The 24,348-nt window shown below is 60.5% G+C and carries 24 protein-coding genes and 1 tRNA gene; 2 read left to right on the top strand and 23 right to left on the bottom strand.

Annotated elements, in window-relative coordinates; translation table 11 throughout:
* Positions 1 to 14: 14 nt before the first annotated feature.
* From ACQZ40_RS05820 to ACQZ40_RS05840, 5 genes are all read right to left on the bottom strand, one after another.
* Positions 15 to 920 carry an ABC transporter permease gene (locus tag ACQZ40_RS05820; RefSeq protein ID WP_020810437.1) on the bottom strand — a complete coding sequence of 302 codons (906 nt, stop codon included), beginning with the start codon at positions 918 to 920 and terminating at the stop codon, positions 15 to 17.
* Positions 910 to 1,854, bottom strand: a complete 945-nt coding sequence (locus ACQZ40_RS05825; RefSeq protein ID WP_020810438.1) for an ABC transporter permease — start codon at positions 1,852 to 1,854, stop codon at positions 910 to 912. The genes ACQZ40_RS05820 and ACQZ40_RS05825 overlap by 11 nt, the downstream gene beginning before the upstream one ends.
* Positions 1,855 to 1,926: 72 nt before the next feature.
* Positions 1,927 to 2,415 carry a Cu(I)-responsive transcriptional regulator gene (cueR, locus tag ACQZ40_RS05830; RefSeq protein WP_065654034.1) on the bottom strand — a complete coding sequence of 163 codons (489 nt, stop codon included), beginning with the start codon at positions 2,413 to 2,415 and terminating at the stop codon, positions 1,927 to 1,929.
* A gap of 11 nt (positions 2,416 to 2,426) precedes the next feature.
* Positions 2,427 to 3,437 (bottom strand): 2Fe-2S iron-sulfur cluster-binding protein, encoded by a 1,011-nt coding sequence (locus ACQZ40_RS05835; RefSeq protein WP_448747605.1) that lies wholly within the window; start codon positions 3,435 to 3,437, stop codon positions 2,427 to 2,429.
* Between the two features lie 12 nt (positions 3,438 to 3,449).
* Complete coding sequence (locus tag ACQZ40_RS05840; protein WP_448747556.1) at positions 3,450 to 5,954, bottom strand: heavy metal translocating P-type ATPase; 2,505 nt, start codon at positions 5,952 to 5,954, stop codon at positions 3,450 to 3,452.
* 253 nt (positions 5,955 to 6,207) lie between these two features.
* Between ACQZ40_RS05840 and ACQZ40_RS05845 the strand changes: the two genes are divergently transcribed.
* A complete protein-coding gene (locus tag ACQZ40_RS05845; protein ID WP_448747557.1) occupies positions 6,208 to 6,738 on the top strand; it encodes a DUF4142 domain-containing protein in 531 nt (176 codons plus the stop codon).
* Positions 6,739 to 6,748: 10 nt separating this feature from the next.
* On the opposite strand, the gene ACQZ40_RS05850 is transcribed toward ACQZ40_RS05845, so the two are convergent.
* The 8 genes from ACQZ40_RS05850 to ACQZ40_RS05885 form a co-directional block, all read right to left on the bottom strand.
* Positions 6,749 to 6,834 (bottom strand) — tRNA-Leu (locus ACQZ40_RS05850).
* A 132-nt stretch (positions 6,835 to 6,966) separates the two neighbouring features.
* A complete protein-coding gene (locus tag ACQZ40_RS05855; protein ID WP_448747558.1) occupies positions 6,967 to 7,695 on the bottom strand; it encodes a nuclease in 729 nt (242 codons plus the stop codon).
* Between the two features lie 163 nt (positions 7,696 to 7,858).
* Positions 7,859 to 8,392, bottom strand: coding sequence for a MerR family transcriptional regulator (locus tag ACQZ40_RS05860; RefSeq protein ID WP_003520813.1), 534 nt, complete (start codon positions 8,390 to 8,392; stop codon positions 7,859 to 7,861).
* 274 nt (positions 8,393 to 8,666) lie between these two features.
* On the bottom strand, positions 8,667 to 9,005 hold the full coding sequence (locus ACQZ40_RS05865; protein ID WP_003502236.1) for an integration host factor subunit alpha: 339 nt from the start codon (positions 9,003 to 9,005) through the stop codon (positions 8,667 to 8,669).
* A 244-nt stretch (positions 9,006 to 9,249) separates the two neighbouring features.
* Positions 9,250 to 10,221 carry a beta-ketoacyl-ACP synthase III gene (locus ACQZ40_RS05870; RefSeq protein WP_059752548.1) on the bottom strand — a complete coding sequence of 324 codons (972 nt, stop codon included), beginning with the start codon at positions 10,219 to 10,221 and terminating at the stop codon, positions 9,250 to 9,252.
* Positions 10,222 to 10,225: 4 nt separating this feature from the next.
* A complete protein-coding gene (gene plsX / locus ACQZ40_RS05875; protein WP_035261625.1) occupies positions 10,226 to 11,287 on the bottom strand; it encodes a phosphate acyltransferase PlsX in 1,062 nt (353 codons plus the stop codon).
* A 98-nt stretch (positions 11,288 to 11,385) separates the two neighbouring features.
* Positions 11,386 to 11,949, bottom strand: coding sequence for a YceD family protein (locus tag ACQZ40_RS05880; RefSeq protein ID WP_078054281.1), 564 nt, complete (start codon positions 11,947 to 11,949; stop codon positions 11,386 to 11,388).
* A gap of 8 nt (positions 11,950 to 11,957) precedes the next feature.
* Positions 11,958 to 12,497: a ubiquinol-cytochrome C chaperone family protein gene (locus ACQZ40_RS05885; protein ID WP_448747559.1), complete on the bottom strand. Its 540-nt coding sequence runs from the start codon at positions 12,495 to 12,497 to the stop codon at positions 11,958 to 11,960.
* 271 nt (positions 12,498 to 12,768) lie between these two features.
* Between ACQZ40_RS05885 and ACQZ40_RS05890 the strand changes: the two genes are divergently transcribed.
* Complete coding sequence (locus ACQZ40_RS05890; protein ID WP_003520808.1) at positions 12,769 to 13,299, top strand: outer membrane protein assembly factor BamE; 531 nt, start codon at positions 12,769 to 12,771, stop codon at positions 13,297 to 13,299.
* A gap of 76 nt (positions 13,300 to 13,375) precedes the next feature.
* Here the strand turns inward: ACQZ40_RS05890 and ACQZ40_RS05895 are convergent, their stop codons facing one another.
* The 10 genes from ACQZ40_RS05895 to ACQZ40_RS05940 form a co-directional block, all read right to left on the bottom strand.
* Positions 13,376 to 15,514, bottom strand: coding sequence for a sodium-translocating pyrophosphatase (locus tag ACQZ40_RS05895; RefSeq protein WP_448747560.1), 2,139 nt, complete (start codon positions 15,512 to 15,514; stop codon positions 13,376 to 13,378).
* 218 nt (positions 15,515 to 15,732) lie between these two features.
* A complete protein-coding gene (locus ACQZ40_RS05900; RefSeq protein ID WP_448747561.1) occupies positions 15,733 to 16,956 on the bottom strand; it encodes an MFS transporter in 1,224 nt (407 codons plus the stop codon).
* Positions 16,957 to 16,977: 21 nt separating this feature from the next.
* Positions 16,978 to 17,475, bottom strand: coding sequence for a transcription antitermination factor NusB (gene nusB / locus ACQZ40_RS05905; protein WP_004441180.1), 498 nt, complete (start codon positions 17,473 to 17,475; stop codon positions 16,978 to 16,980).
* Positions 17,476 to 17,479: 4 nt separating this feature from the next.
* Complete coding sequence (gene ribH / locus ACQZ40_RS05910) at positions 17,480 to 17,926, bottom strand: 6,7-dimethyl-8-ribityllumazine synthase (protein ID WP_448747562.1); 447 nt, start codon at positions 17,924 to 17,926, stop codon at positions 17,480 to 17,482.
* A gap of 176 nt (positions 17,927 to 18,102) precedes the next feature.
* Positions 18,103 to 18,735, bottom strand: a complete 633-nt coding sequence (locus tag ACQZ40_RS05915) for a LysE family translocator (protein WP_448747563.1) — start codon at positions 18,733 to 18,735, stop codon at positions 18,103 to 18,105.
* A gap of 296 nt (positions 18,736 to 19,031) precedes the next feature.
* Positions 19,032 to 19,643, bottom strand: a complete 612-nt coding sequence (locus ACQZ40_RS05920) for a riboflavin synthase (protein ID WP_220318383.1) — start codon at positions 19,641 to 19,643, stop codon at positions 19,032 to 19,034.
* Positions 19,643 to 20,887, bottom strand: coding sequence for a bifunctional diaminohydroxyphosphoribosylaminopyrimidine deaminase/5-amino-6-(5-phosphoribosylamino)uracil reductase RibD (ribD, locus tag ACQZ40_RS05925; protein WP_448747564.1), 1,245 nt, complete (start codon positions 20,885 to 20,887; stop codon positions 19,643 to 19,645). The genes ACQZ40_RS05920 and ribD overlap by 1 nt, the downstream gene beginning before the upstream one ends.
* Before the next feature lie 2 nt (positions 20,888 to 20,889).
* Entirely contained in the window at positions 20,890 to 21,369 is a 480-nt protein-coding gene (gene nrdR / locus ACQZ40_RS05930) for a transcriptional regulator NrdR (protein ID WP_003496675.1), read from the bottom strand.
* Between the two features lie 12 nt (positions 21,370 to 21,381).
* The gene (gene glyA / locus ACQZ40_RS05935; RefSeq protein ID WP_020809946.1) at positions 21,382 to 22,671 is read right to left on the bottom strand and encodes a serine hydroxymethyltransferase; all 1,290 of its coding nucleotides are present in this window, start codon (positions 22,669 to 22,671) and stop codon (positions 21,382 to 21,384) included.
* A gap of 198 nt (positions 22,672 to 22,869) precedes the next feature.
* On the bottom strand, positions 22,870 to 24,201 hold the full coding sequence (locus tag ACQZ40_RS05940; protein ID WP_448747565.1) for a L,D-transpeptidase family protein: 1,332 nt from the start codon (positions 24,199 to 24,201) through the stop codon (positions 22,870 to 22,872).
* Positions 24,202 to 24,348 lie beyond the last annotated feature (147 nt).

The raw sequence follows: 24,348 nt of genomic DNA on the forward strand, positions 1-24,348 counted from the left end.
CCCGTTGGCAGGCGTCAATGACCGTTGGTTTTCTTCGTTTCCAGGTTCAGGCCATGGCCGATCCACGTCACGCTGAGCGCCGCCAGGAAAATCGCCAGACCCGGTGCAATGACGAGAACGGGCATCCGTTCCGCATAAGCCTGCGCATCGGCCAGCATCAGCGCCCAGTCGGCGGCCGGCGGCTGTACGCCAAGGCCCAGAAACGACAATCCGCCCACCGTTATCAGCTTGTGGCCAAAGCGCAGGAACGCCACGGCCGCGATGGGCCAGATCGTGTTGGGAATGATATGCCGGAAGATGATGAAGCGCCGTGTGCAGCCGAGCACCTCTGCCGCGCGGATATATTCGCGGGAATTGATCGACAGCGTCAGCCCCCGCGCCAGCCGCGCAAAAGGTGTCCAGCCAACGATGGTCAGCGATGCGATCAGCGTGCCATATCCCGGACCGAAGATTGCGACGAGGAAAATCGCGATCACCACGTCCGGTATGGCGATGAGCAGGTCCACGATGCGCATCAGCACTTCGTCGAGGATGCCGCGGCTGCGGCCGCTGATGATGCCGATGAAGGTTCCGATCACCACCGACAGAATGACGGTGATGGCGGCAATCGTGACCGTGAAGCGGCCGCCGATCAACAGCCGGCTCAAGACATCGCGCCCGAGATGGTCCGTCCCAAGCCAATAGGCAGCGCTCGGCGCATTCAGCCTGAGCCGAAGGCTCTGCTTTGCCGGATCATAGGGCGAAATCCACGGCGCGATCACCAGCAGGAGGATGATGACGAGAAAAATCGCCGATCCCGCATAGAAGGTCCAGTGCCGGCGGCGGATGAAATCCGTGAAGCGGGCGAGGTTCGAAGGGCGCTTGGGCGTGGTCATCGGCATGGCGGCGGCAGACGCGCTCGGGAAATGGCTAATGGTCATGGTGAGCTCGCATTGCTGGATTGATCAGGACATAAAAGCTGTCGGCGAGGGTATTGATCAGGATGGAGAGCGCCACGATGCAGATGAAACCGCCCTGCAGCATCGGAATATCGCGATTGACCACGGCGTCGTAGAGAAGCCGGCCCATGCCGGGAATGGCGAAGATCACTTCCACCACCACAGATCCGCCAAGCAGGCCGGCAAGCCACAGGGCGAAGAAGGTGACCACCGGCAGCGAGCCGTTGCGGATGCCGTGACGCATGACCGTGCCATGCATGCCGAGACCGCGGCTGCGGGCCGCGGTGATATAGGGCGCGCGCAGAACCTCGGCCATTGCCGCGCGCGTCACCTGGGTGAAATAGGCAAGCGGCCGCAGCGTCAGGGTCAGCGCTGGAAGCACCAGCGAACGCCAGCTATCCCACCCGGCCGAGGGCAACCAGCCGAGATAGAGCGCGAAGACCAGCGCCGACATGGGCGCAAACCAGTATTCGGGCGTTGCAACGAAGGTCTGGATCATCAGCGTCGCGAAATTGTCCAGCCGACCGCCGGGACGCATCGCCGCCAGGGTGCCGAGCGGCAGCGCGACGGCCACCGCGACCGCCAGCGCCGTCAGCGCCAGCGTCACCGACACCCAGAGCGACCGCAAAAGCTCGGCGGCGACCGGCTGGCTGCTGGTGAAGGAAAAACCGAGATCGCCCCGCAGCGCGCCCGACAACCATGCGAAATATTGCACATAGAGCGGGCGGTCCAGTCCGAGGCTGACCCTGAGCGCCTCGACCGCGTGAGGATCGAGCGCCGTATCGCGCATGCGCGACATGAGAATGGTGCGGGCCGGATCGCCGCCCGCCATATAGGGCAAAAGAAACGCGATGACGGACACGATCGCCAGCATCAGGCACAGAATAAGGAAGCGCTGTATTATCTGTATCCACATGGCTTGGTCTCCTTCACCACAATTGGCGTCTGCACTGCAATCCACGCCCGTTTCCCAAAGGAAAACGGCCGCTTATTTCACCGGGCGCTGTAGATCCATCACCGGACCGGAGGTGCCCTTCAGCATTCCGGTGCGCTTGGGCACGATGGCCACGGTCGTAAAATCGATATCTTCGGCATGGGCGAGATCATGGATGATCGGGCAATCCGGCTCACCATTGTCAGGGCAATAGTTTGCGAGATTCCGCAGCGTGTCGGCCATCTCGCGAAGCGTATGCATCTTCGCTTCCAGATCGACGACATGTTCCATGACGATGCGTTTGACATCGCAGGAGGCGCCGCCCGGATCGCGCCAGAGCGTCATGAGCTGCCTGATCTTTTCGATGGAAAAACCGAGATCGCGTCCGCGCCGGATGAAACGCAGCGTTTCCAGATCATTGGCCGTATAGACCCTGTATCCGGACTCCGTGCGGTTTGCCGATTTGATCAGGCCGATTGTCTCGTAATGCCTGATCATCTTCGCAGAAACACCGGATGCGGTGGCGGCTGTGCCAATATTCATCGATCCTGCTCCTATCTTTCCGGGGTGAAAAACACGTCTGCATGAATGTCGGCGGTGCGCATGCCGCGCGCCAGAAGCTGCGGCACCGTCGCCTCGATCATGGCCGGCGGGCCTGCAATATAGGCTTTCCAGCCATCGAGATCGTCGAAATCATCCGCCACGGCCGCACCGACATAACCGCACCGGATATTGGCATGTTCCTCATGCGAGAGAACCGGAACGAAACTCAGATTGCCATGCCGCGCGGCAAGATCGCCGAAGCGGTCGAGCATATAGAGATCACGCTCCGCGCGCGCGCCGAAATAGACATGAACCGGTCGTTCGCGGCCCGTTGCGAGCGCCGCCTCTACAACGGCCTTGACGGGAGCGAGCCCCGAACCGCCGGCAATGCCGAGGATCGGCCCGCAATGTTTTTCCCGCAGGAACGAAGAGCCGAAAGGCCCGACTATCGTGACGGGGTCACCCGCGCTTGCGAGCGAAAAGATGCGGCCGCTCGTCATGCCGCCGGGAACATGCCGGATGTGGAATTCAATCAGCTCCTCATCCACCCTGCTGGCAATGGAATAATCGCGCGGCGAGCAGTCGGGATAAAGCAGGCGCACATATTGTCCGGGTTTGAACGTAAACTGCCCGCGATCGTAAAGCCGGATGCGGATGAGCTTGATATCGTGCGTCATATCCAGAGCTTCCGCAACCACGCCCTCAAAGCGGCCGGTCGGAATATCGGCGATCTCATCCGCCCCGTCGAGCCAGCTGATCGTCATGTCGCTCAATGGCACGGCCCGGCAGGCGAGCGTCAGGCCATCGGCTTTTTCCTCTTCGGTCAAGGAGAAGGGCGTATGCTTGAGGAGATCGATTTCGCCGGAAATGAGATGCGACTTGCAGGCGCCGCAGCGGCCCATGCGACAGCCATGCGGATAAGTAACCCCTGCGGCCAGTGCGGCCTGAAGCACGGTCTCACCCTGCGCCGCCATGATGCTGCGTCCGATCTGCGGCAGATAGATTGTGTTACCGGGCGTCATCATGTCCGCCTCCTATTCGGCCGCTGCGAGCTGCATGCCGGACGATCTGTCCACCAGCGGCGCGCGGAAGCTTTTCAGGCGCAGCGCGTTCGTCAATACGAAGACGCTGGAAAGCGCCATGGCTCCGGCGGCAAGGACAGGCGACAGCAGAACGCCGTTGAGAGGATACAATATTCCGGCCGCCACGGGAACGAGAGCGGCATTGTAAGCGAAGGCCCAGAACAGATTCTGGCCGATATTGCGGATCGTGGCCTTGGAGAGCGCGATGGCGTTGGCGACGCCGCGCAGATCACCGGACATCAGCACCACATCGGCGCTTTCAATGGCGACATCCGTGCCCGTGCCGATGGCAAGGCCGACATCGGCGGCGGCCAGCGCCGGCGCATCGTTGATGCCATCGCCGACAAAGGCAACACGTCGCCCGCCGGCAGCAAGCCTCTTGACGGCCTCCACCTTGCCGTCGGGCAGGACTTCCGCCACCACCTCGTCAATGCCGAGCCGACGGGCGATGGCTTCAGCGGTGCGGCGATTGTCACCCGTGATCATCGTGACCTTGAGGCCGAGCGCATGCAGCGCCGCAATCGCCTCCGGGGTCGTCTGCTTGACCGGATCGGCGACCGCGATGATCGCGGCCAGCCTGCCATCAACGGCGGCATAAAGCGGCGACTGCCCTTCCCTGCCCAGCCGCTCGGCATCGTCTGCGAACATCGCGACATCGTAACCGAGTTTGGTCATGAACCGGTCCGCGCCCGCTTCCACCCTGCGGCCGTCGACCATGGCTGCAACACCAAATCCGGGGGTCGCCTCGAAGCCTTCCGCATCGGCAAGCGTCAGGCCGCCATGTTTCGCAGCCTCGACGATCGCTTCGGCAATCGGATGTTCGGAATGGTTCTCCAGCGAGGCGACGAGGCGCAACACCTCATCCGCATCGAAGCCCTCTGTCGTGGTAAAATGCACCAGTTTCGGTTTGCCGAGCGTAAGGGTGCCGGTCTTGTCGACGGCGATCACATCGGCATCCCGGAGCGTCTGGAGCGCATCGCCCCGGCGGAACAGCACGCCCATTTCGGCAGCGCGGCCGGTGCCGACCATGATCGAGGTCGGCGTGGCAAGGCCCATGGCGCAGGGACAGGCGATTATGAGCACCGCAACCGCATTGACGAGCGCAAAGGTCAAGGCCGGATCGGGCCCGAACATGAACCAGATGATGAAGGTGGCGAGCGCTGCCAGCATCACCGCCGGCACGAACCAGTTGGTTACCTTGTCCACCAGCGCCTGGATGGGCAGTTTGTCGGCCTGCGCCTCCTCGACCATGCGGATGATTTGAGCGATCAGCGTATCGGCGCCGACCTTGGTGGCGCGGAAGGTGAAAGAACCGTTACGGTTGACCGTGCCGCCGACGACTTCGGAACCCGCCGCCTTGGTGACCGGCACCGGTTCGCCCGTGATCATCGATTCATCGACATAAGAAGAGCCGCTGAGGACCAGCCCGTCGACCGGCACTTTCTCGCCGGGCCGAACCACGATCACATCGCCGGTGCGCACATCCTGCAACGGCACATCGATGGTTTCGCCATCGCGCAGCATGCGGGCGGACTTGGCCTGCAGGCCGACCAGCCGCTTTATAGCCTCGCTGGTGCGGCCTTTGGCGCGCGCTTCCAGAAAACGTCCGAGAAGGATGAGCGTGACGATGACCGCCGCCGCCTCGTAATAGACATTGGCCGTGCCGCTCGGCAGGACTTTGGGCATGAAGGTTGCGACAACCGAAAATCCCCAGGCAGCGGCGGTGCCCAGCACGACGAGCGAATTCATGTCCGGCGCCAACCGCAGAAGTGCGGGTATGCCCTTTTTGAAGAAGCGCAGGCCGGGCCCGAACAGAACCAGCGTCGTCAGCGCAAATTGCAGATACCAGCTTTCCTGCATGCCGACCGTTTCCATCACGAAATCATGGATGGCAGGCACCAGATGCGACCCCATTTCCAGCACGAAAACGGGTAGCGTCAGAACAACGGCGACGGCGAGGCTGATTTTGAGGCTGCGCAGTTCCGCCTCGCGCTTGTCCTGCTCTCCATCTCTGGCTTTGTCGGCAACAACCTCGTTCGCCTTATAGCCCGCCCGCTGGATGGCGTCCGCCAGATTGGCCGCAGAGGCGGCGTTGCCGGCGACGCGGACGGTGGCGCGTTCCGTCGCGAGATTGACGCTTGCACCGGAAACACCGGAAACGGCCTTCAACGCCTTTTCGACACGTCCGACGCAGGAGGCGCAGGTCATGCCCTCAATATCGAGTTCGATGGTTTTCTCTTCGACGCTGTAACCGGCCTGCCGCACCGCCTCGATAACGGCCGGCACATCCGGCGGCCCGGAAAAGGAAATGTCGGCACGTTCCGTTGCCAGATTGACCGAAGCTTTCAGAACGCCCGGGACCTTGGCAATCGCCTTTTCAACGCGGCCGACACAGGAGGCGCATGTCATGCCATCGATCGCAATCTGATGACTCGCCCGGATCTCCATTTGTGACATGCGTATGACCCCTCTTTTCTTGTGTTAAAAAAAAGATAGGGCTTCCCATCGTGGCAAGGTCAATAGGTTCTTTTTGATGATTTTCAGGTGACGATGCAGTGCACGTGAACGGGCGTTTTCCTGCCCGCAATGATGGAAAAATGGAAGTATTCCAAAGAGAAACGGCTGCGACGGAAGGTTTCTTTAGCGCCATGCGGGAACAATCCTTCCGCACCTCGGTTGGAAATGCCTCTAACCATCAGGAGGCAGATTGATGAAGAACACCATTTTCTCGTTAGCGCTCGCGCTGGTCGCCAGCACCGCCATGGCACAGTCCGCAACGGAGTCCACGGGCGTTAATTCCGCGCTCGGCGTTGCGCCCAAAACCGAAGACTTCATCCTGCAGGTTTCCGCAAGCGATCTCTTTGAAATCGAATCGAGCAAGCTTGCACTGACCAAAGGCGATGAGGCTATCAAGGCTTTCGCGCAGCAGATGATCACCGAACATGAAAAGACCAGCGCGGAGTTAAAGGCTCTTCTTACCGGCGGCAAAGTAACGGGAACGCCCACGACCGCTCTGACTGACGATCACAAGGAAGAAATCGACGATCTGGCCAAACTCAACGGCGCGGAATTCAACGAGGAATACGTCGATGATCAGGTCGATGCGCACGAGGATGCGGTGGATCTTTTCAAACGATACGCTGACGGCGGCGAGAATGTCGAGCTCAAGGCATGGGCGGCAAAAACCCTGCCGGCACTGCAACACCACCTGGAAATGGCCCAAGGTCTGGATAAGAAGTAAGGATGAGAGGTGGTGCGGACGGCGGGACTTGAACCCGCAAGACCAATGGTCGGCAGATTTTAAGTCTGCTGCGTCTACCGATTTCGCCACGTCCGCATTACCGCGCCTTACACCTTGCAGGCAAGCGCTGTAAAAATCCGTCGTCTCCACGGCAGTCGGCCCAACGGCCGATCCCAAACGCGACGGAGCCTCATCTACACAGGCCGGGCGGTTTCGGTCAACGGGGCCTTAGCCACACCAGGACTGATTTTTTGCGGAGATCGGATGCGCCAGCCCCTCCCGTATTAGCTGATCGGCGAAGGATACGCCCGAACGCGAAAGCCGTTTGCGTTCCGTGGCTTGTCCGTCTGCAGCAGTGGACGACGCCACATCGAAGGCGCCGGCGTTCAGCATATCGCGAAGCCTGACCTTTGCAATGAAACCACGCTGGCGTTCTTCCATACAGCGCGCTCGGTCGATTTGCGGAACGTCGATGCCGGCGATCTGCATCTTCACACCCTTCATCCAGAACGTGTTGCCATCAGCCACGCAATTGTTGAGGCCGGAACGACCGCAAAAGGCAAAAGTACCGCTTTTTTCACCGAGCGAGATTTTTTCGACCGAAGGGCGCGTTTCCGGCAGGATAGCGGCAATCTGGCTCGGCTGCGAGGCGGATGGCATGGCGATCGGGCGCGGCGGCACCGGGCCGTTGCCGGGCAGAGCCGGCGATGCGGGGCGAATGGACGCCACTTTCTCCGGCGTGACGGAATCGCGCTTGGCCGCCGTCGCTACTTTCGGAGAACTCGTGACCGGGGATGTCGCCTTTGCAACATGCCGTTGCGGCAAAAGGCTGTCGCGATGTTCGTAAGCCTGAATGCCGCCGGCAACGACGCCCAGCATCAGCACCCATGGCCAAACGCTGCCGCCACCCGATTTCTTCGCCGTGCGGCGTCGTGCTGTCGATTTTCGATTGCTCACAATCGGACTCCTTTTTACGGAGCCGCATTATCGGCCAAAGGAGTTTCCGAAAGGTTGGCATTGCCGGGTGTTTTCGTTTTTCGGAGAATCGGGAAAACGACCTAACCCCTTGTTTTTTCGATTTCCCGAATGGAAAGCACGGAAATGAGCTGTGGATAAACCCTCAGCGAACCTGATCGAGAAGGCGCTTGCATTCGAGGAGATCGAACAGGGCTTCCTGCAAAAGCGCCTGATCATCCTTGCCGATGCTCGACTTGCCGACCGATATTTCCGCATCGCCGCCGCCACCGCCGAAGCCGAAAAAACGGCCGCTTGGCTTGGCCTTCGGACGGCCGACGACCTCGTCCCCATCGGTATCGACGACACGCGGTTCGGCGACTTCCTTTTCACCGCTCGCCGCCATGATGGCTTCCATGGTCGCGAGATCACCGGAGGCGATGGCCGCCACGAAGCGGTTGCCATTGGCTTTCAACAGCTTCTGTACGCCCTTGATGGTGTAACCATGGTCATAAAGAAGGTGACGAATGCCCTTCAGGAGATCGATATCGTCAGGACGGTAATAACGGCGGCCCCCGCCCCGTTTCATCGGCTTGATCTGCGGAAAGCGTGTTTCCCAGAAACGCAGCACATGCTGCGGCAGGTTCAGCTCATCCGCCACTTCACTGATCGTCCGAAACGCGTCGGGGCTTTTATCCAAATTTCCACTCCCATCCGAACCGGAGCGCCATGCATCCGGCCGGACACTGAACGAGAACGCTTTTCTCCCGCCGGTCAAACACCGCGCAAAGTCGGTTACGACCCCGCGCCGACGCCGTTGCGGCGAGATACAAATCACTAAAATTGATTATGATGTGAGTCGACCGGATTTCAACGGCTTGCACGTTGAAATTCAAGTATGTTCACAAGAAGAATGGGGAAAAAGGCTTGCGATACGGCAAAAAAGGCGTGTTGCTTAGACCTTGAGAGAGGGATTATGCCCCGGCCTTCTGGCCCTTCTGCTTGGCCTTGCGGGCCGTATGGGCCTTCAGAATGCGCTGCTTCAGCACGTTCGAGGCCTTGAAGGTCATGACGCGACGTGGGGAAATCGGAACTTCCTCACCCGTCTTCGGGTTGCGGCCGATACGCTCGTTCTTTTCCCGGATCTGGAATGTCGCGAAGGAAGAGAGCTTGACGACTTCGCCGCGGGTGATCGCGTTGCATATTTCGTCAATGATCGTTTCGACCAGTTCGGCGGATTCGGTGCGGGACAGCCCGACTTTACGAAACACAGATTCTGCAAGATCTGCGCGTGTCACTGTCTTCCCGGCCATTTTTCCCCGCAAACCGTGTCTGAACTCTTCTCTAGGAGCCGCCGAGATTATTTCCCTTGTGGCGACCGGTCAAGGGATTGTTCCAGATTCATTTGAGGCTTTCGGCAATCAGTGCAAGGGCTTAGAGCGAGTGATACGGTTTTGACACAGGCTCCGGCCGCTCCGGCGCTTCCGATCAGGGCGTGAGCGCGAAAATCACAACCGATTTCGCGCCAGCGCCCCGGCAAATGCGGAAATCAGGCCTTTACCAGCGCAGCAGCACCGCGCCCCAGGTGAAGCCGCCGCCCATGGCCTCCAGCATGACCAGATCGCCCTTCTTGATGCGTCCGTCACCAGCGGCAACGGCGAGCGCCAGCGGAATGGAGGCGGCCGAGGTATTGCCGTGCTGATCGACGGTTATCACGACCTTCTCCGGATCGATGTTGAGCTTCTTTGCAGAGCCGTCGATGATGCGCTTGTTCGCCTGATGCGGAACCAGCCAGTCGAGATCGTCGGACGTCGTGCCCGTTGCCTCGAAGGCCTGTTCGATGACGTCGGTGATCATGCCGACGGCGTGCTTGAACACTTCCCGGCCTTCCATGCGCAGATGACCGACGGTGCCTGTGGTGGAAGGTCCGCCATCGACATAGAGCTTTTCCTTGTGCGAGCCGTCGGAGCGAAGCTGCGCCGTCAGAATGCCGCGATCGGCAGAAGTGCCCTCGCCTTCGCCGGCCTCCAGAACCAGCGCGCCGGCGCCGTCGCCGAAGAGAACGCAGGTGGTGCGGTCCTTCCAATCGAGGATGCGCGAGAAGGTTTCGGAGCCGATCACCAGAACGCGCTTGGCCATGCCGCCGCGAATATAGAGATCGGCGGTCGATACTGCATAAACGAAACCGGAGCAGACGGCCTGCATGTCGAAGGCGAAACCATGGGTCATGCCAAGGCGGTTCTGGATGTTCACCGCCGTTGCCGGAAAGGTGTTATCCGGGGTCGAGGTGGCCAGAATGATGAGGTCGATATCGTCGGGCGTCAGGCCGGCATTGTCGAGCGCGGCGCGCGCCGCCGCTTCGCCGAGAGACGCGGTGGTTTCACCTTCGCCGGCGATATAGCGCTGCTTGATGCCCGTGCGCTGCACGATCCATTCGTCGGAAGTCTCGACGACCCCTTCAATTTCGCTGTTGGTCATGACACGCTTCGGAAGCGCTGCCCCGAAACCACGGACTATAGAGCGGATCATTCCCTTATTCCTCGTCAGCCACGAGAGCTTCGGGCGCCGGGGGCGGAAGCCGTCTTGCGTGGTAAATCTTCAGATCATTTTCAATCTTGGCCGTCAGGCCGTTGTGGACCATGTCGTAGCCGACATCGACGGCGGAGGCAAAACCGATGGCATCCGTGCCGCCATGGCTCTTGATGACAATGCCGTTGAGGCCGAGAAACACGCCGCCATTGACCTTGCGCGGGTCCATCTTTTCACGAAGCACATCGAAGGCGCTTTTCGCGAGAATATAACCGATCTTGGCAAAGAAGCTGCGGGAGATCGCCTCACGCAAAAGCGTGGTGATCTGGCGGGCGGTGCCTTCGGCGGCCTTGAGCGCGATGTTGCCGGTGAAACCTTCGGTCACCACCACGTCCACCGTGCCCTTGCCGATATCGTCGCCTTCGACGAAACCGCGATAATCGATGGTGGCGAGATCGGCCTCGCGGATCAGCCGTCCGGCCTCGCGAACCTCTTCCTGACCCTTGACCTCCTCGACGCCGACATTGAGCAGGCCGACGGTCGGACGGTCGATATCGAAAAGCGCGCGCGCCATGGCGCCGCCCATCAGAGCGAAATCCAGCAGCTGCTGGGAATCGGCGCCGATGGTCGCGCCGATGTCGAGCACGATGCTTTCGCCTTTCAGCGTCGGCCAGATGCCGGCGATTGCCGGGCGTTCCACCCGCGCCATGGTGCGCAAACAGAATTTCGCCATGGCCATCAGCGCGCCGGTATTGCCGGCGGAAACGGCAACATCTGCCTCGCCGAGCTTCACGGCCTCGATGGCGCGCCACATGCTGGAGACGTAGCGGCCACGGCGCAGCGCCTGGCTCGGCTTCTCGTCCATGCTGACCGAGACTTCACAATCGTGAAAGACCGACTTTTCCCGAAGTGCGGGATATTGTGCCAGAATGGGGTCGCATTTGCTCTTCTGCCCGTAGAGCAGAAAAGTTACATCGTTGTGCCGTTCAAGCGCCTTGGCGGCACCGGGTATGGCAACATCTGGGCCGAAATCGCCACCCATGACGTCAATTGCAATTCTGATCACTCGTCCCTTATCCTTCTTCCCGCCAATCAGCGGTTTTGCGCGAAAATACCTTTTCCGGCCTTCGTTACAATAAAATTATTTCAGCCCAACGGGGCCATTCAGTCTTTTTTCCAATCTTTGAGCACGGCAAAGGGCGACGGGCGCTTTTCTTCTTCAGGCTCTTTTTCGGCCGCTTCGGGAAATTCCGCATCCGCTTTGCGCGGATAGGGATCGATCGCGAGTGCCGCAAATTCGGCAACCACCGCGCCGACATCGATGCTGTCGCCGGTGAACTGGTCGGGAATATCCGGGCCGTCGGGGTCGAGCACGATCTCGCCTTCCTCATTGGTCACCATCCGCGCCAGTTTCGAACCTTCCGGAACGAAAATCTGCTCGACTGGCTCGTCGATCTTGCTCGAGACCGGCTCCAGCGTGACGACGCAGGATTGCGTTACCGCCGCATGCACTTCGCCCTTGATCTTCACGCCATCCTTCTTCCAGCGGGAAACCTGCAGCTCCGCCTTCAGATATTCGACGGAAACCACATTCCAGAATTTCGCCAGCGCCTTCAGTTCCTCGGCACTGGCTTCGAGACCAATCCTGACCGGATTGGCGGAAATATGGCCTACCTTTACGGGATAGGAAAAAGGCAGGTCGTCATTTGCAGGGTGTCGCGCGTTCATCGTGAACCTCATCGTCCAGGCAAGGGCAGCGTCAGGCTTCCGGTTGCTATTGTGTCTTCGGACTGGGTGGCAAGTTGCGTGGATGCGTCCATCATCCAGCCTGCCAGCCCCTCCATATCGGGCGCCTTCTCATCTACCTGCGGATATATATTGCGCCGGAGCGCCGCGGCAAGGGCAACGCGGTCGGAAGCATCCAGCGCCGCCGCATAGGATTCGAGCCTCCCATAAAACATGCCGGCGAATTTCTTCATGCGCTTCGGCACGCCCTGATCGCCGATTCCCAATTCGCGAATGGAATGATCGAGGTCCTGAAAAAAAGCGTCGACGATCTCCTGGGCGATCTCCTGACCGCTTACATCGGAGGATTTGGTGCGGCGGAAATAGAGAATCATGATGACCGACAGCATCTCGAAGCGGCCCATGACCGTATCGGGAACACCGAGATCGAGATAGAAAGCGGGCGTGCGGGCAGCGGCGGTCAAAGTCGCATATTGCCGGTCGACAATGGCGCGATTGTTGTTTTTCTTCTTGAACAGCCCGAATATCATCGTTTTTTTTCCGAACGGGACGGGTGAATTCGCTTACCGCCCATCGCACTTGTTGCATGATCGTCAAAGCTGGTTTACCGAAGCATCCACGAATTGCAATGCTGTCGCGGTCACGTTCGTCTTTCGCCTGAAACAGTCGAAGAGAACCGGAGGAGTTCCAAAAGACCGGGAAAGCATTGAATTTGGGGAGTGACCGGGATTTTCCGTCCCCGGATTGACACAATCATGTGCACAGACACTGTGCACCACGCAATGCCGGAAGGTGCCATTCATGATCGCAGTCGGGGAAAAGCAGTTGAGCAAGCAGAAATCCGCAAGTCACGGCAATGTTCTGAGCAAGACCGCCATCGCAATCGTGCTCGCATCCGGCCTGCTTTCCGCCTGCAGCAGCACGACCGATGTGTTCCATAACGGCTACGTCATGGACGAGCAGTCGCTTCAGCTGATCCCGGAAGGTTCGAGCCGCGAGCAGGTTCTGCTGACCATGGGCACGCCCTCCACCACCGCGACCTTCGGCAACGAGGTTTTCTATTACATCTCGCAGAAGCGCGTGCGCCGCGCGGCCTTCATGAAGCCGGCGCTGGTCGAGCAGAACATTCTCGCGATCTACTTCAACAAGGACGGCGTGATCGAGCGCAAGGCCAACTATACGCTGCAGGACGGCAAGGTCTTCGACACGATTTCGCGCACCACGCCGACGGGCGGCAAAGACCTCACCTTCCTGCAGCAGCTGCTTTCCGGCGGCACCTCGGGCGCCAATATCGCCAAGAGCATTCTCGGTCAGGGCAACAACACCCCCTGATCGGAAGAAGAAACGGAAAATTCAAAGGCCCGGGGATCGCTCCCCGGGCCTTTTTCATTGGCCGGAACCCAAGCCCTCAGTGGGCAAGAACCGCAAGCAGCAGCAGCGCCACGATATTGGTGATCTTGATCGCCGGGTTGACGGCTGGACCGGCGGTATCCTTGTAGGGATCGCCGACCGTATCGCCCGTCACCGACGCCTTGTGGGCGTCCGAACCCTTGACGTGGCGCACGCCGTCCTTGTCGATGAAACCGTCTTCGAAGCTCTTCTTGGCATTGTCCCACGCACCGCCACCGGAGGTCATGGAAATCGCCACAAAGAGGCCGTTGATGATGACGCCAAGCAGCGATGCGCCAAGTGCCGCGAAGGCCGACGCCTTGGAGCCGGAAATGGCCAGCACGCCGAAATAAACGACGAGCGGCGCCAGAACCGGCAGGAGCGACGGGATGACCATTTCCTTGATCGCCGCCCGTGTCAGCAGGTCCACGGCCTTGCCGTAATCAGGCCTTTCCGTTCCGGCCATGATGCCGGGCTTTTCGCGGAACTGGCGGCGGACTTCCTCGACAATCGAGCTTGCCGCCTTGCCCACCGCCGTCATGGCGATACCGCCGAAGAGATAGGGGATGAGGCCGCCGAACAGCAGGCCGGCAACCACGTAAGGATTGGCGAGGCTGAAGGAAATCTCGCCAATGTCCTTGAAGTAGGGATAGGTATCGCCGTTGGCGGCGAAATAGGAGAGGTCATTGGCATAGGCGGCGAACAGCACCAGTGCGCCGAGACCGGCCGAACCGATGGCATAACCCTTGGTGACGGCCTTGGTGGTGTTGCCGACGGCGTCCAGCGCATCGGTCGCCTTGCGAACGTCAGGATCGAGACCGGCCATTTCGGCGATACCGCCGGCATTGTCCGTGACCGGGCCGAAGGCGTCGAGCGCCACGATCATGCCGGCAAGGCCGAGCATGGCGGTGACCGCGATGCCCGTGCCGAACAGCCCGCCGAGCTGATAGGTGCCGATGATGCCGCCGACGATGACGATGGCCGGCAGCGCCGTCGATTCCAGCGAGACCGCAAGGCCCTGGATGACATTGGTGCCATGACCGGTGACAGACGCCTGGGCGATGGAGTTGACCGGCCGCTTGTTGGTGCCGGTATAATATTCGGTAATGACGACAATCAGCGCCGTCACGACAAGACCGACCAATCCGCAGAAGAAGAGATTGGTGCCGGTGATTTCCATGCCGGCCACCGTGCCCACCACTCCCCAGCCGACCGTCGCATGAGTGGCGAGTGCAAGACCCGCAACCGAGAAGACGCCGGTGGCGATGAGGCCCTTGTAGAGTGCGCCCATGATGGAATTGTTGGTGCCGAGCTTCACGAAGAAGGTGCCGGCAATCGAGGTCAGAATGCAGGCGCCGCAGATCGCCAGCGGATAGACCATGGCGCTTTCCAGTATCGGCGTTCCGGCAAAGAATATCGCGGCGAGAACCATGGTTGCGACGACAGAGACGGCATAGGTCTCGAAGAGGTCAGCCGCCATGCCGGCGCAATCGCCGACATTGTCGCCGACATTGTCGGCAATGGTTGCGGGGTTGCGCGGGTCGTCCTCGGGAATGCCGGCCTCCACCTTGCCCACGAGATCGCCGCCGACATCGGCACCCTTGGTGAAGATGCCGCCGCCGAGGCGGGCGAAGATGGAAATCAGCGATGCGCCGAAGCCGAGCGACACCAGCGCATCGATCACCTCACGCGATCCGGCCGGATGGCCCATCACCGAAGTGAGGATGAAATAATAGATGGAGACGCCGAGAAGCGCGAGACCCGCCACCAGCATGCCGGTGATGGCGCCCGACTTGAAAGCGATATCAAGACCGGCAGAAAGGCTGTGCGAGGCGGCCTGCGCGGTGCGCAGATTGGCGCGCACGGAGACATGCATGCCGACGAAGCCGGCGACACCGGACAGAACCGCGCCGACGAGAAAGCCGATGGCCGCCATGGATGACAGAAGATACCAGGCCAGAATGGCGACGATCAGTCCGACGATGGCGATGGTGAGATATTGACGGGTGAGATAAGCCTGCGCACCTTCACGGATAAAACCTGCTATTTCACGCATACGCTCGTTGCCCTGATCGGCATCGAGAACGCTTTTGGTGGCCCATACCGCGTAAACGACGGACAGGACACCGCATAAAATTACTATGGGTATTACGGTCATGCGCACTTACCTCCCAAAAGGCCGGGTCTCACTCCCTCCCCGGCGTGGCGAAACCTTGTGCAGGGAGATGCGGACGGCCTGTCCCAAATCCCGTCTTGGGCATTTGTTCCCCTCCCAAGGAAAAATGTCCTCTGAGCGGAGATTGCGTTGGCGCGAGGTGCCGCGTCAAGCCCACAAATTTGCCTGAAACTTGAAAGGAGTAGAGTGCGGCGCGCGACTCAGGCTGCTTTTTTGCGGCTTGTCAGGACGAGCGACAGGACAAGCAGAAGGCAAAGCCCGGCAACCGGCCAGATGACGAGGTTCATCACCGACCAGCCCCAGGCCGTAAACACCTTGCCGGAAGAGAAGGATGACAGCGCCACGGTGCCAAACAGCACGATATCGTGGAAACCCTGCACCTTGTCCGCCTCATGCGGGCGGTAACTGGAGGTGATGATGGCGGTTGCGCCGATGAAACCGAAATTCCAGCCGAGGCCGAGCAGGATGAGCGCCGCCCAGAAATTCCACAGCTCTATGCCCATATGGGCAACGATGGCGCAGGCCATCAGCACGATCAGGCCGACTGCCACGATTTTTTCCGCACCGAATCGGGAAATCAGCATGCCGGTGAAGAAGCTCGGGCCGAACATGGCGAGAACGTGCCACTGGATGCCGAGCGTGGCGAGTTCGGTGGGGAAACCGCAGCCGACCACCATGGCAAGCGGTGCGCCGGTCATCATGAAGGTCATCAGGGCATAGGAACCGATGCCGCAGATCATGCCGGTGACGAAACGCTGCGTGCGGACGATTTCCGACAGCGGCCTTACCGATTCGACATGGGCGGCGGCCGCCTTGGGGTCGGGCAGTTTCAGAAACGCCAGAATGGCGATGGAAACGAGGCCGAGCGGAACGAGCGCCAGAAAAGCGCCGGCAAAGGTGACCGGCGCAAGCAAATCCTTGCCGAAGATGGCGAGTTGCGGCCCGACGATGGCGGAAATGATGCCGCCGGCGAGTATCCAGGAGATCGCCTTCGGCTTGTAAAAGGATGGAGAGGCGTCGGCCGCGGCAAAACGGATTTTTTGCGTAAAGCCGCCGGAAATGCCGATCAGCAGCAGGCCGACGGCAAATAGCCAAAAATCCGAACGGAAGAGCGCCACGGCGGCAATGCCGCCGCCAATGGAGCACATCAGCGCGCCGACCATGAAGCCTGCCTTGCGGCCGAGAAAGCGGGATGCGGCCGCCACGCAGATCGCGCCGAGCGCAACGCCGATATTGAAGCCGGTGAGAGGCGCGGTCGCCAGCGACTTATCCGCGCCGAGCAGCTGATAGCCGGCAAGTGCGCCGACCGAAAAGCTTAAGGGCGCAGCCGATCCCATGATCGCCTGCGCGATGGTGAGGAGGAAGACGTTGCGCCTCGCCTCGTCCAGTTGAACTTCAAGTCCGGGGACGGAAACCGCGCTCATCTCTTCCTCACCTAACGTATTTTAGCGTTTTGCCTCGCCGCGCACCTGCTTGGCAATGCGGTCCAGAACCGCATTCACCAGCTTCGGCTCGTCATGCTCGAAGAAAGCACGGGCGATTTCAACATATTCCGTGACGATGACGGCGACCGGCACGTCCTTGCGCTCGAGAATCTCGAACGTGCCGGCACGCAGGATGGCGCGCACGGTGGCATCGAGGCGCGACAGCGGCCAGTCTTCCAGAAGCGCGGAGCGCACCAGCGGGTCGATCTTCGTCTGATCTCGGACGACACCGGAAACGATGGAACGGAACCAGGACGGGTCGGCCTTCAGATAGGTATCGCCATCGACTTCCTGCCCGAGACGGTGCGCTTCGTATTCGGCCACGACTTCCATGACGCCGGTTCCGCCGACATCCATCTGGTAAAGCGCCTGCACGGCCGCAAGGCGGGCCGCGCCGCGCTGGTTGGCGGGCTTTACCGAAGGCTGGCGCGGTTCGCCGCCATTTTCAACATTCGACATGCGCTCAGCCACCCAGCTTCTTCTTCAGCTCGATCATGGTCAGCGCCGCACGCGCCGCAAAACCGCCCTTGTCCTTGTCGGAACGACGCACGCGCGCCCATGCCTGCTCGTCATTCTCGACTGTGAGGATGCCGTTGCCGATCGGCAGCGATTCGCTGACGGCAAGATCCATCAGGGCGCGGGAGGATTCGTTGGCGACGATATCGAAGTGATAGGTCTCACCACGAATGACCATGCCGAGCGCAACGAAACCGTCATATTCCGAGCCGTCATTGTCGGCACCATCAAGCGCCATGGCGATGGCGGCGGGGATTTCCAGCGCACCGGGAACGGTGATGACGTCATAGGTGGCGCCGGCTTCATCAAGCGCGAACTTCGCGCCTTCGAGAAGAGCGTCGGCCATATCATCGTAAAAACGTGCTTCCACGATAAGAAGATGGGGTTTGGACATGTGAGGGTTCCTGGGGATTTTCCCGAAAAGCTTGACGCCGGATCACACCGGCATTTGCGGCGGTCAAACCACGGCTGGCCGTTTTTGGCAAGTAATTTCATGTGTCGGCGGCGCAAGCGGCCGCGTTTGCAGGGCATTTGGCCGGGTTTCGCGCTCCCGGCTCGGCTCCCCGTGAATCAGGTTTTCTGGAAGGCGAGATGGACGCCGAGCCCCATCAGCACCGTTCCGGCAGCGCGGCGGGCAAACACCTGCACCGCGCTGGAACGCTTCAAGCGCCCGATCATCGCGCCTGCAAGAAGCACGCCGACGAGATCGGCGGAGGAAAAAATGAAATTGACGGCGATGCCGAGGATCAGGAACTGCAGCCAGACGGGGAAAGCGGCCGCCGGATCGACAAATTGCGGCAGGAAGGCCAGAAAGAACAGCGCTGTCTTCGGATTGAGCACATCGACGATGATGCTGTCGACAAAGGCGCGGCGGGCCGATTTCGGCTCGATGGCCAGATTGACCGCCTCGCCTTCGAGCTTGCTGCGCAGCATCGAGAAGCCGAGCCAGACGAGATAAAGCGCGCCGCAGAGCTTCACGGCGAGATAAAGCCACGGCACGGCCTGAAACAGCACCGAAAGCCCTGCCGCAGAGGCAAAGATGTGGAAATAGCAGCCGACATGGATTCCAAGCACCGCCATCAGCCCGGCAAACCGTCCGCGCGCCATGGTCTGCGCCGCCGCATAAAGCATGGCCGGACCGGGGATATAGGCGAACAAGGCGGTGGTTATGAAAAAGGCTGTCAGCAGTTCGAAGGACGGCATGATGTATTTCCCCTACCCCGTTTGGCTCGCGGTCGATATCAAACGGCCTAAAAAGTCCTATAGCGTTTCCAGCTTCATCGGAAGCGGTGCATGAGAACAATTGCAATATGCCGCGATTTCAGGTGTTGGCCACTCCCTTTCCGTCATTCCGGCCTTGAGCCGGAATCCAGTCAACGCGCGTCTGTGCGGCGGGAAAAGTTCTTTCAGCCCAAAGACTTGGGCTGGCTGGATTCCGGCTCAAGGCCGGAATGACGGAGGAGGCGTCGGTGCGCCTTCCTCTCCAAAGCATCGTCACATTACGCTGAGGGAAATTCCGCAAGCCTAGCGGCATAACGCGCCATGGTATCGACTTCGAAATTCACGAAATCGCCCGGCTGGCGTTCGCCCCAGGTGGTGACGGTCAGCGTATGGCGGATCAGCAGAACGTCAAAATCCGCGCCTTCGACGGCGTTGACGGTCAGCGAAGTGCCGTCGAGCGCCACGGAACCCTTGGGCGCCACGAATTTCGCCAGATGCTCCGGCGCGCGCAGGCGAATGCGCACCGCCTCACCTTCCGGCTCCACCGAAAGGATTTCCGCCCTGCCATCGACATGGCCGGAAACGATGTGGCCGCCAAGCTCATCGCCGATCTTGAGCGCCCGCTCCAGATTGACGTGGGTGCCCTTTTGCCAGCCGGCAATCGTCGTCAGGCGCAGCGCCTCTTCCCATGCCTCGACCTCGTACCAGCGCTCATTGCTGCCATCTTCCGGCAGTCTCGTCACCGTCAGGCAGACGCCGCCATGGGAGATGGACGCGCCCATATCGATGGTTTTGGGGTCGTAATTTGTCGCCACCCGCAGACGCACGCCTTCGGCCAGAGCTTCGAGCTCGGAAACGGTTCCGACGTCGGTGACAATTCCGGTAAACATCAAATCGGCCTTTCATAATCGAAGCAACGATCCCGCCCATAGGCGGTCTCGCTGACCAGAGCATAGTCACCCGGAATATCGGCACGTTTGAGCGGCGTTTCAATGCCGCCCTCACCGATCACCACCGGGCTTTCGAACAGCATGATACGGTCCACCAGCCCGGCTTCAAGGAATGATTTTGCGGCAAAGGCGCCGCCTTCGACCAGAAGTTCCGACATGCCGCTTTCGGCGAGGATGTGGAGGAGGTTTTCGAGCGTTGGGGCTTCGAGAATCTGGACGCCGGCGTCGGTGAGAAGTTGGCGGCGGTGTTCGGGGCTACCCCCCTCTGCCCTGCCGGGCATCTCCCCCTCAAGGGGGGAGATCGATGGGGCGCTGCCTTGCCTGACCTTGAAGGTTGACGAATGAGAGGTGGAGTCGAAATTTGAGCGAGCGGCCAGCCCCTTGCCGATCTCCCCCCTTGAGGGGGAGATGCCCGGCAGGGCAGAGGGGGGTAACGCCGCAACGATCACCGGCACCTCCCGCGCTGTCTTCACCAGCTTCGATGTCAGCGGCAACTCAAACTGCCGATCCAGCACGATGCGAACCGGCGAACGATCCCCGAGACCGGCTATTCGCACCGTCAGCTCAGGATCATCCGCAATGGCGGTCCTGATACCGACGAGGATGCAATCACAACGCGCCCTAAGCTCATGCACGGCATGGCGAGCCTCGGGACCGGTAATCGCCACCTGCCCCTCGCCTTTCCTGCCGATCATGCCATCGGCGGAAACGGCAAGCTTCAGAATCACATGCGGGCGTTTTTTCACCTGACGCGTGAGGTAACCGACCAGCGCCCTCTTACCCTCATCCCGCAACAGGCCGGTTTCCACGACAATACCGGCATCCCGTAAAATCGTATAACCACGGCCTGAAACACGCTCGTCCGGGTCATCCACCGCCACCACGACGCGGGCGACGCCGTATTCCACCAGGGCATTGGCGCAGGGCGGGGTTTTGCCCCAGTGCGAGCAGGGTTCGAGCGTCACATAGGCGGTGGCGCCGCGCGCCGCTTCCCCGGCGATTTCCAGCGCCTGCCGTTCGGCATGGGGGCGGCCGCCAATGGCGGTCACGGCTTCGGCGATGATTTTTCCGTCTTTGACGAGCACGCAGCCGACGGAGGGATTGGTAAGCGTCTGACCCTGATGGCGGAGAGAAACCTCGATTGCCCGGGCCATGAATCTTTCGTCATCGGCACGGGTGGTCACGGCTAGACTCCGGCGTCCGTATCGCGGGCGATCTTGGCGTTGATTTCGGCAATCACGTTTTCGAAATCCTCGGCATGGCTGAAATCGCGATAGACCGAGGCGTAACGCACGAAGGCCACGTCATCGAGGCTCTTCAGCGCTTCGAGAACCTGCAGGCCGATTTCTTCCGAGGGAATTTCCGTCTCGCCCGAACTTTCCAGGCGGCGAACGATGCCGGAGACGGCACGCTCGATCCGGTCGCGATCGACCGGGCGCTTGCGCAGCGCAATCTCGAAGGATCGCACCAGCTTTTCCCGGTCGAAGGGCAGCTTGCGGCCGCTTTTCTTGATGACCATCAGCTCGCGCAACTGCACGCGCTCATAGGTCGTGAAGCGGCCGCCGCAATCGGGGCAGATGCGCCGCCGGCGGATGGAGGTGTTGTCCTCCGCCGGGCGCGAGTCCTTGACCTGTGTGTCTTCGGAACCGCAGAATGGGCAGCGCATCGTGTTCTTTCCTTACATGTACGGATACATCGGGAAACGGTCCGTCAGGCCGACGACCTTTTCACGCACCGCAGCCTCGACGGCGGCATTGCCCTCATCCGAATTGGCAACCTTCAGACCATCGAGAACCTCGACGATCAGCTTGCCGATTTCGCGGAATTCCGCTTCCTTGAAACCGCGCGTCGTGCCGGCCGGCGTGCCGAGACGGACACCGGAAGTGACGAAGGGCTTTTCCGGATCGAAAGGAATGCCGTTCTTGTTGCAGGTGATGTAAGCGCGGCCGAGCGCTGCTTCCGCGCGCTTACCGGTGGCGTTTTTCTTGCGAAGATCGACCAGCATCAGGTGGTTGTCGGTGCCGCCGGAGACGACATCCAGACCGCCTTCGACCAGCGTTTCAGCCAGCGCCTTGGCGTTCTTGACGACCTGAGCGGCATAGTCCTTGAACTCGGGCTTCAGCGCTTCGCCGAAGGCGACCGCCTTGGCGGCGATGACGTGCATCAGCGGGCCGCCCTGCAGACCGGGGAAAACGGCCGAGTTGAACTTCTTGGCCAGATCCTCGTCATTGGTGAGGATCATGCCGCCGCGCGGGCCGCGCAACGATTTGTGCGTGGTGGTGGTGGCGACATGGCAGTGCGGGAACGGCGACGGATGCTGGCCACCGGCGACGAGACCGGCGATGTGGGCCATGTCGACCATCAGGTAGGCGCCAACTTCATCGGCGATTTCGCGGAAGCGCTTCCAGTCCCATACACGCGAATAGGCGGTGCCGCCGGCGAGAATGAGCTTCGGCTTGTGTTCCTTGGCCTTGCGCTCCACCTCGTCCATGTCGAGCAGGTTGTCGCCTTCACGCACGCCGTAGGAGACCACGTTGAACCACTTGCCGGACATGTTGACCGGCGAACCATGCGTCAGGTGGCCTCCCGAGTTCAGATCGAGGCCCATGAAGGTATCGCCCGGCTGAAGCAGCGCGAGGAACACGGCCTGGTTCATCTGCGAACCGGAATTCGGCTGCACGTTGGCGAAGTTGACGCCGAACAGCTTCTTGGCGCGTTCGATGGCGAGTTCTTCAGCGATATCGACGAACTGGCAGCCGCCGTAATAACGCTTGCCCGGATAACCTTCCGCATATTTGTTGGTCATGATCGAACCCTGCGCTTCGAGCACGGCGCGGGAAACGATGTTTTCCGAGGCGATCAGTTCGATCTCGTGGCGCTGGCGACCCAGTTCCTTCTCGATCGCGCCGAAAATTTCCGGATCGACATCGGCAAGCGGACGGGAGAAGAAAGCATCTGTGTTCGACATGGTGAAGGCTCCTGAAACAGTAATGCGATGGCGTCTTAGCGCCCTGCCCCGACAAGAGCAATACGGGCAGCGAGATTTGCCCGTCAAACTGCGACGTTGCGACAAAAAACGACAGATGTTTTCAGAAAATCGCCAAGAAAAAAGCCGCACCCGAAGGTGCGGCTCATGATGATGGAATGAAATAGCGGTAAAGCCGGATCAGTTGCGCGGCAACAGATCGTCATCCACCGGGCCGGCGGGCTGTTCCATGCCGCTCGTGGTGTTGAGCGCCAGTTCGGCGTTGCCGTCCTTTTCATAGATGTCGTCGCGGAACTGCACCACGCCGTCCTTCGCCGACCAGGCGGTGATGTAGACGAAATAGACCGGGATTTCCTGCGCCAGCTTGATCGGCGTGTTGACGCGGGTGGCGATGACGCGCTCCATTTCCTGACGCGACCAGCCGGGCGTGTCGCGCAGCAGCCAGCTCGTCAGGTCGCGCACGTTCTGCACGCGCACGCAGCCGGAGGATTCGAAACGCATCAGCTTGTTGAACAGGCCCTGCTGCGGCGTGTCGTGCATATATTCGTTGTTCGGATTGTGGAAGTTGATCTTCGTGGACGACATGGCGTTGATCTTGCCGGGGTCCTGACGGAACATCAGGTTCGGAGCCTTCGGCGCGAACCAGTCGACCGCAGTCGGCGAAACTTCCTGCCCCTTGCCGTCGATAAGGCGGATATTGTTCCGCTCCAGATAGGTCGGGTCCTTCTGCATCAGCGGCACGATGTCCTTTTCGACGATCGAGCGCGGCGCGGTCCAGTAGGGGTTGAGGATGACTTCGTAAATCTTGGAATTGATCACATGCGTCGGGCGGCTGGCGCGGCCGACGACAGCCGTGTTGCGCAGCACGACGCGTTCATTTTCAACGGCTTCGATGGCGGCAGCCGGGATATTCACCATCAGGTGACGCTGGCCGAGATCGCCGGACATGGACTGGATGCGAACGAGGTTGGTCTGCAACTGCGCCAGACGGATCTGCGCGGAAACATTGAGCGCCTTCGTGGTGTATTCGCCGCTGACGCCATCTGCCGGAAGGCCATGACGGGCCTGGAAACGCTTCAGCGCGCCATCGACGTAACTATCGAAGGCGCTGGAAATGCCGGCTTCACGCGGCAGGTCGCCGGACACCATCAGTCGCTGGCGCAGCGCCTGTACGGAAGGATCGGAGACGCCGATCTGGAGACGCTGCTGGGACGCGGGCACTTCCGGCCAGCCGCCATTCTGCACGATCTGCTGATATTGCATGATCGCCTGCTGCATGTAGACCGGCGCTTCGCGTCCGAGAACCGGATTGTTGGAAACGACGCCCACGGCCGAACGCGACGTATTGGCATCGAACTGGTCATCCCAGTTGCCGCGGCGCGAAGAGCCCATGAGATCGTTGAGCGCGTTCTGCGCAAAGGCCGGCGCGGCAAGCGCGGCAGCGCCAACGGAAACGGCCGAACGCAGAAGCGCGCGGCGCGATACGGGATCGGAAACGGATTTCTTTGTCATTCTACCTACCAGCCACTCTCTTCGGCATTCTCAACAATGCCTAAATCAATATGATTAACAAACACGTACAACGTGTCTGCCGGCTGGTAATACTCAACACCCATTCGTTGGGCGCCATTGTCTGGCAGAACAGTCGGGACTTGCCGC

This window comes from Agrobacterium sp. 16-172Ci, assembly GCF_053522725.1.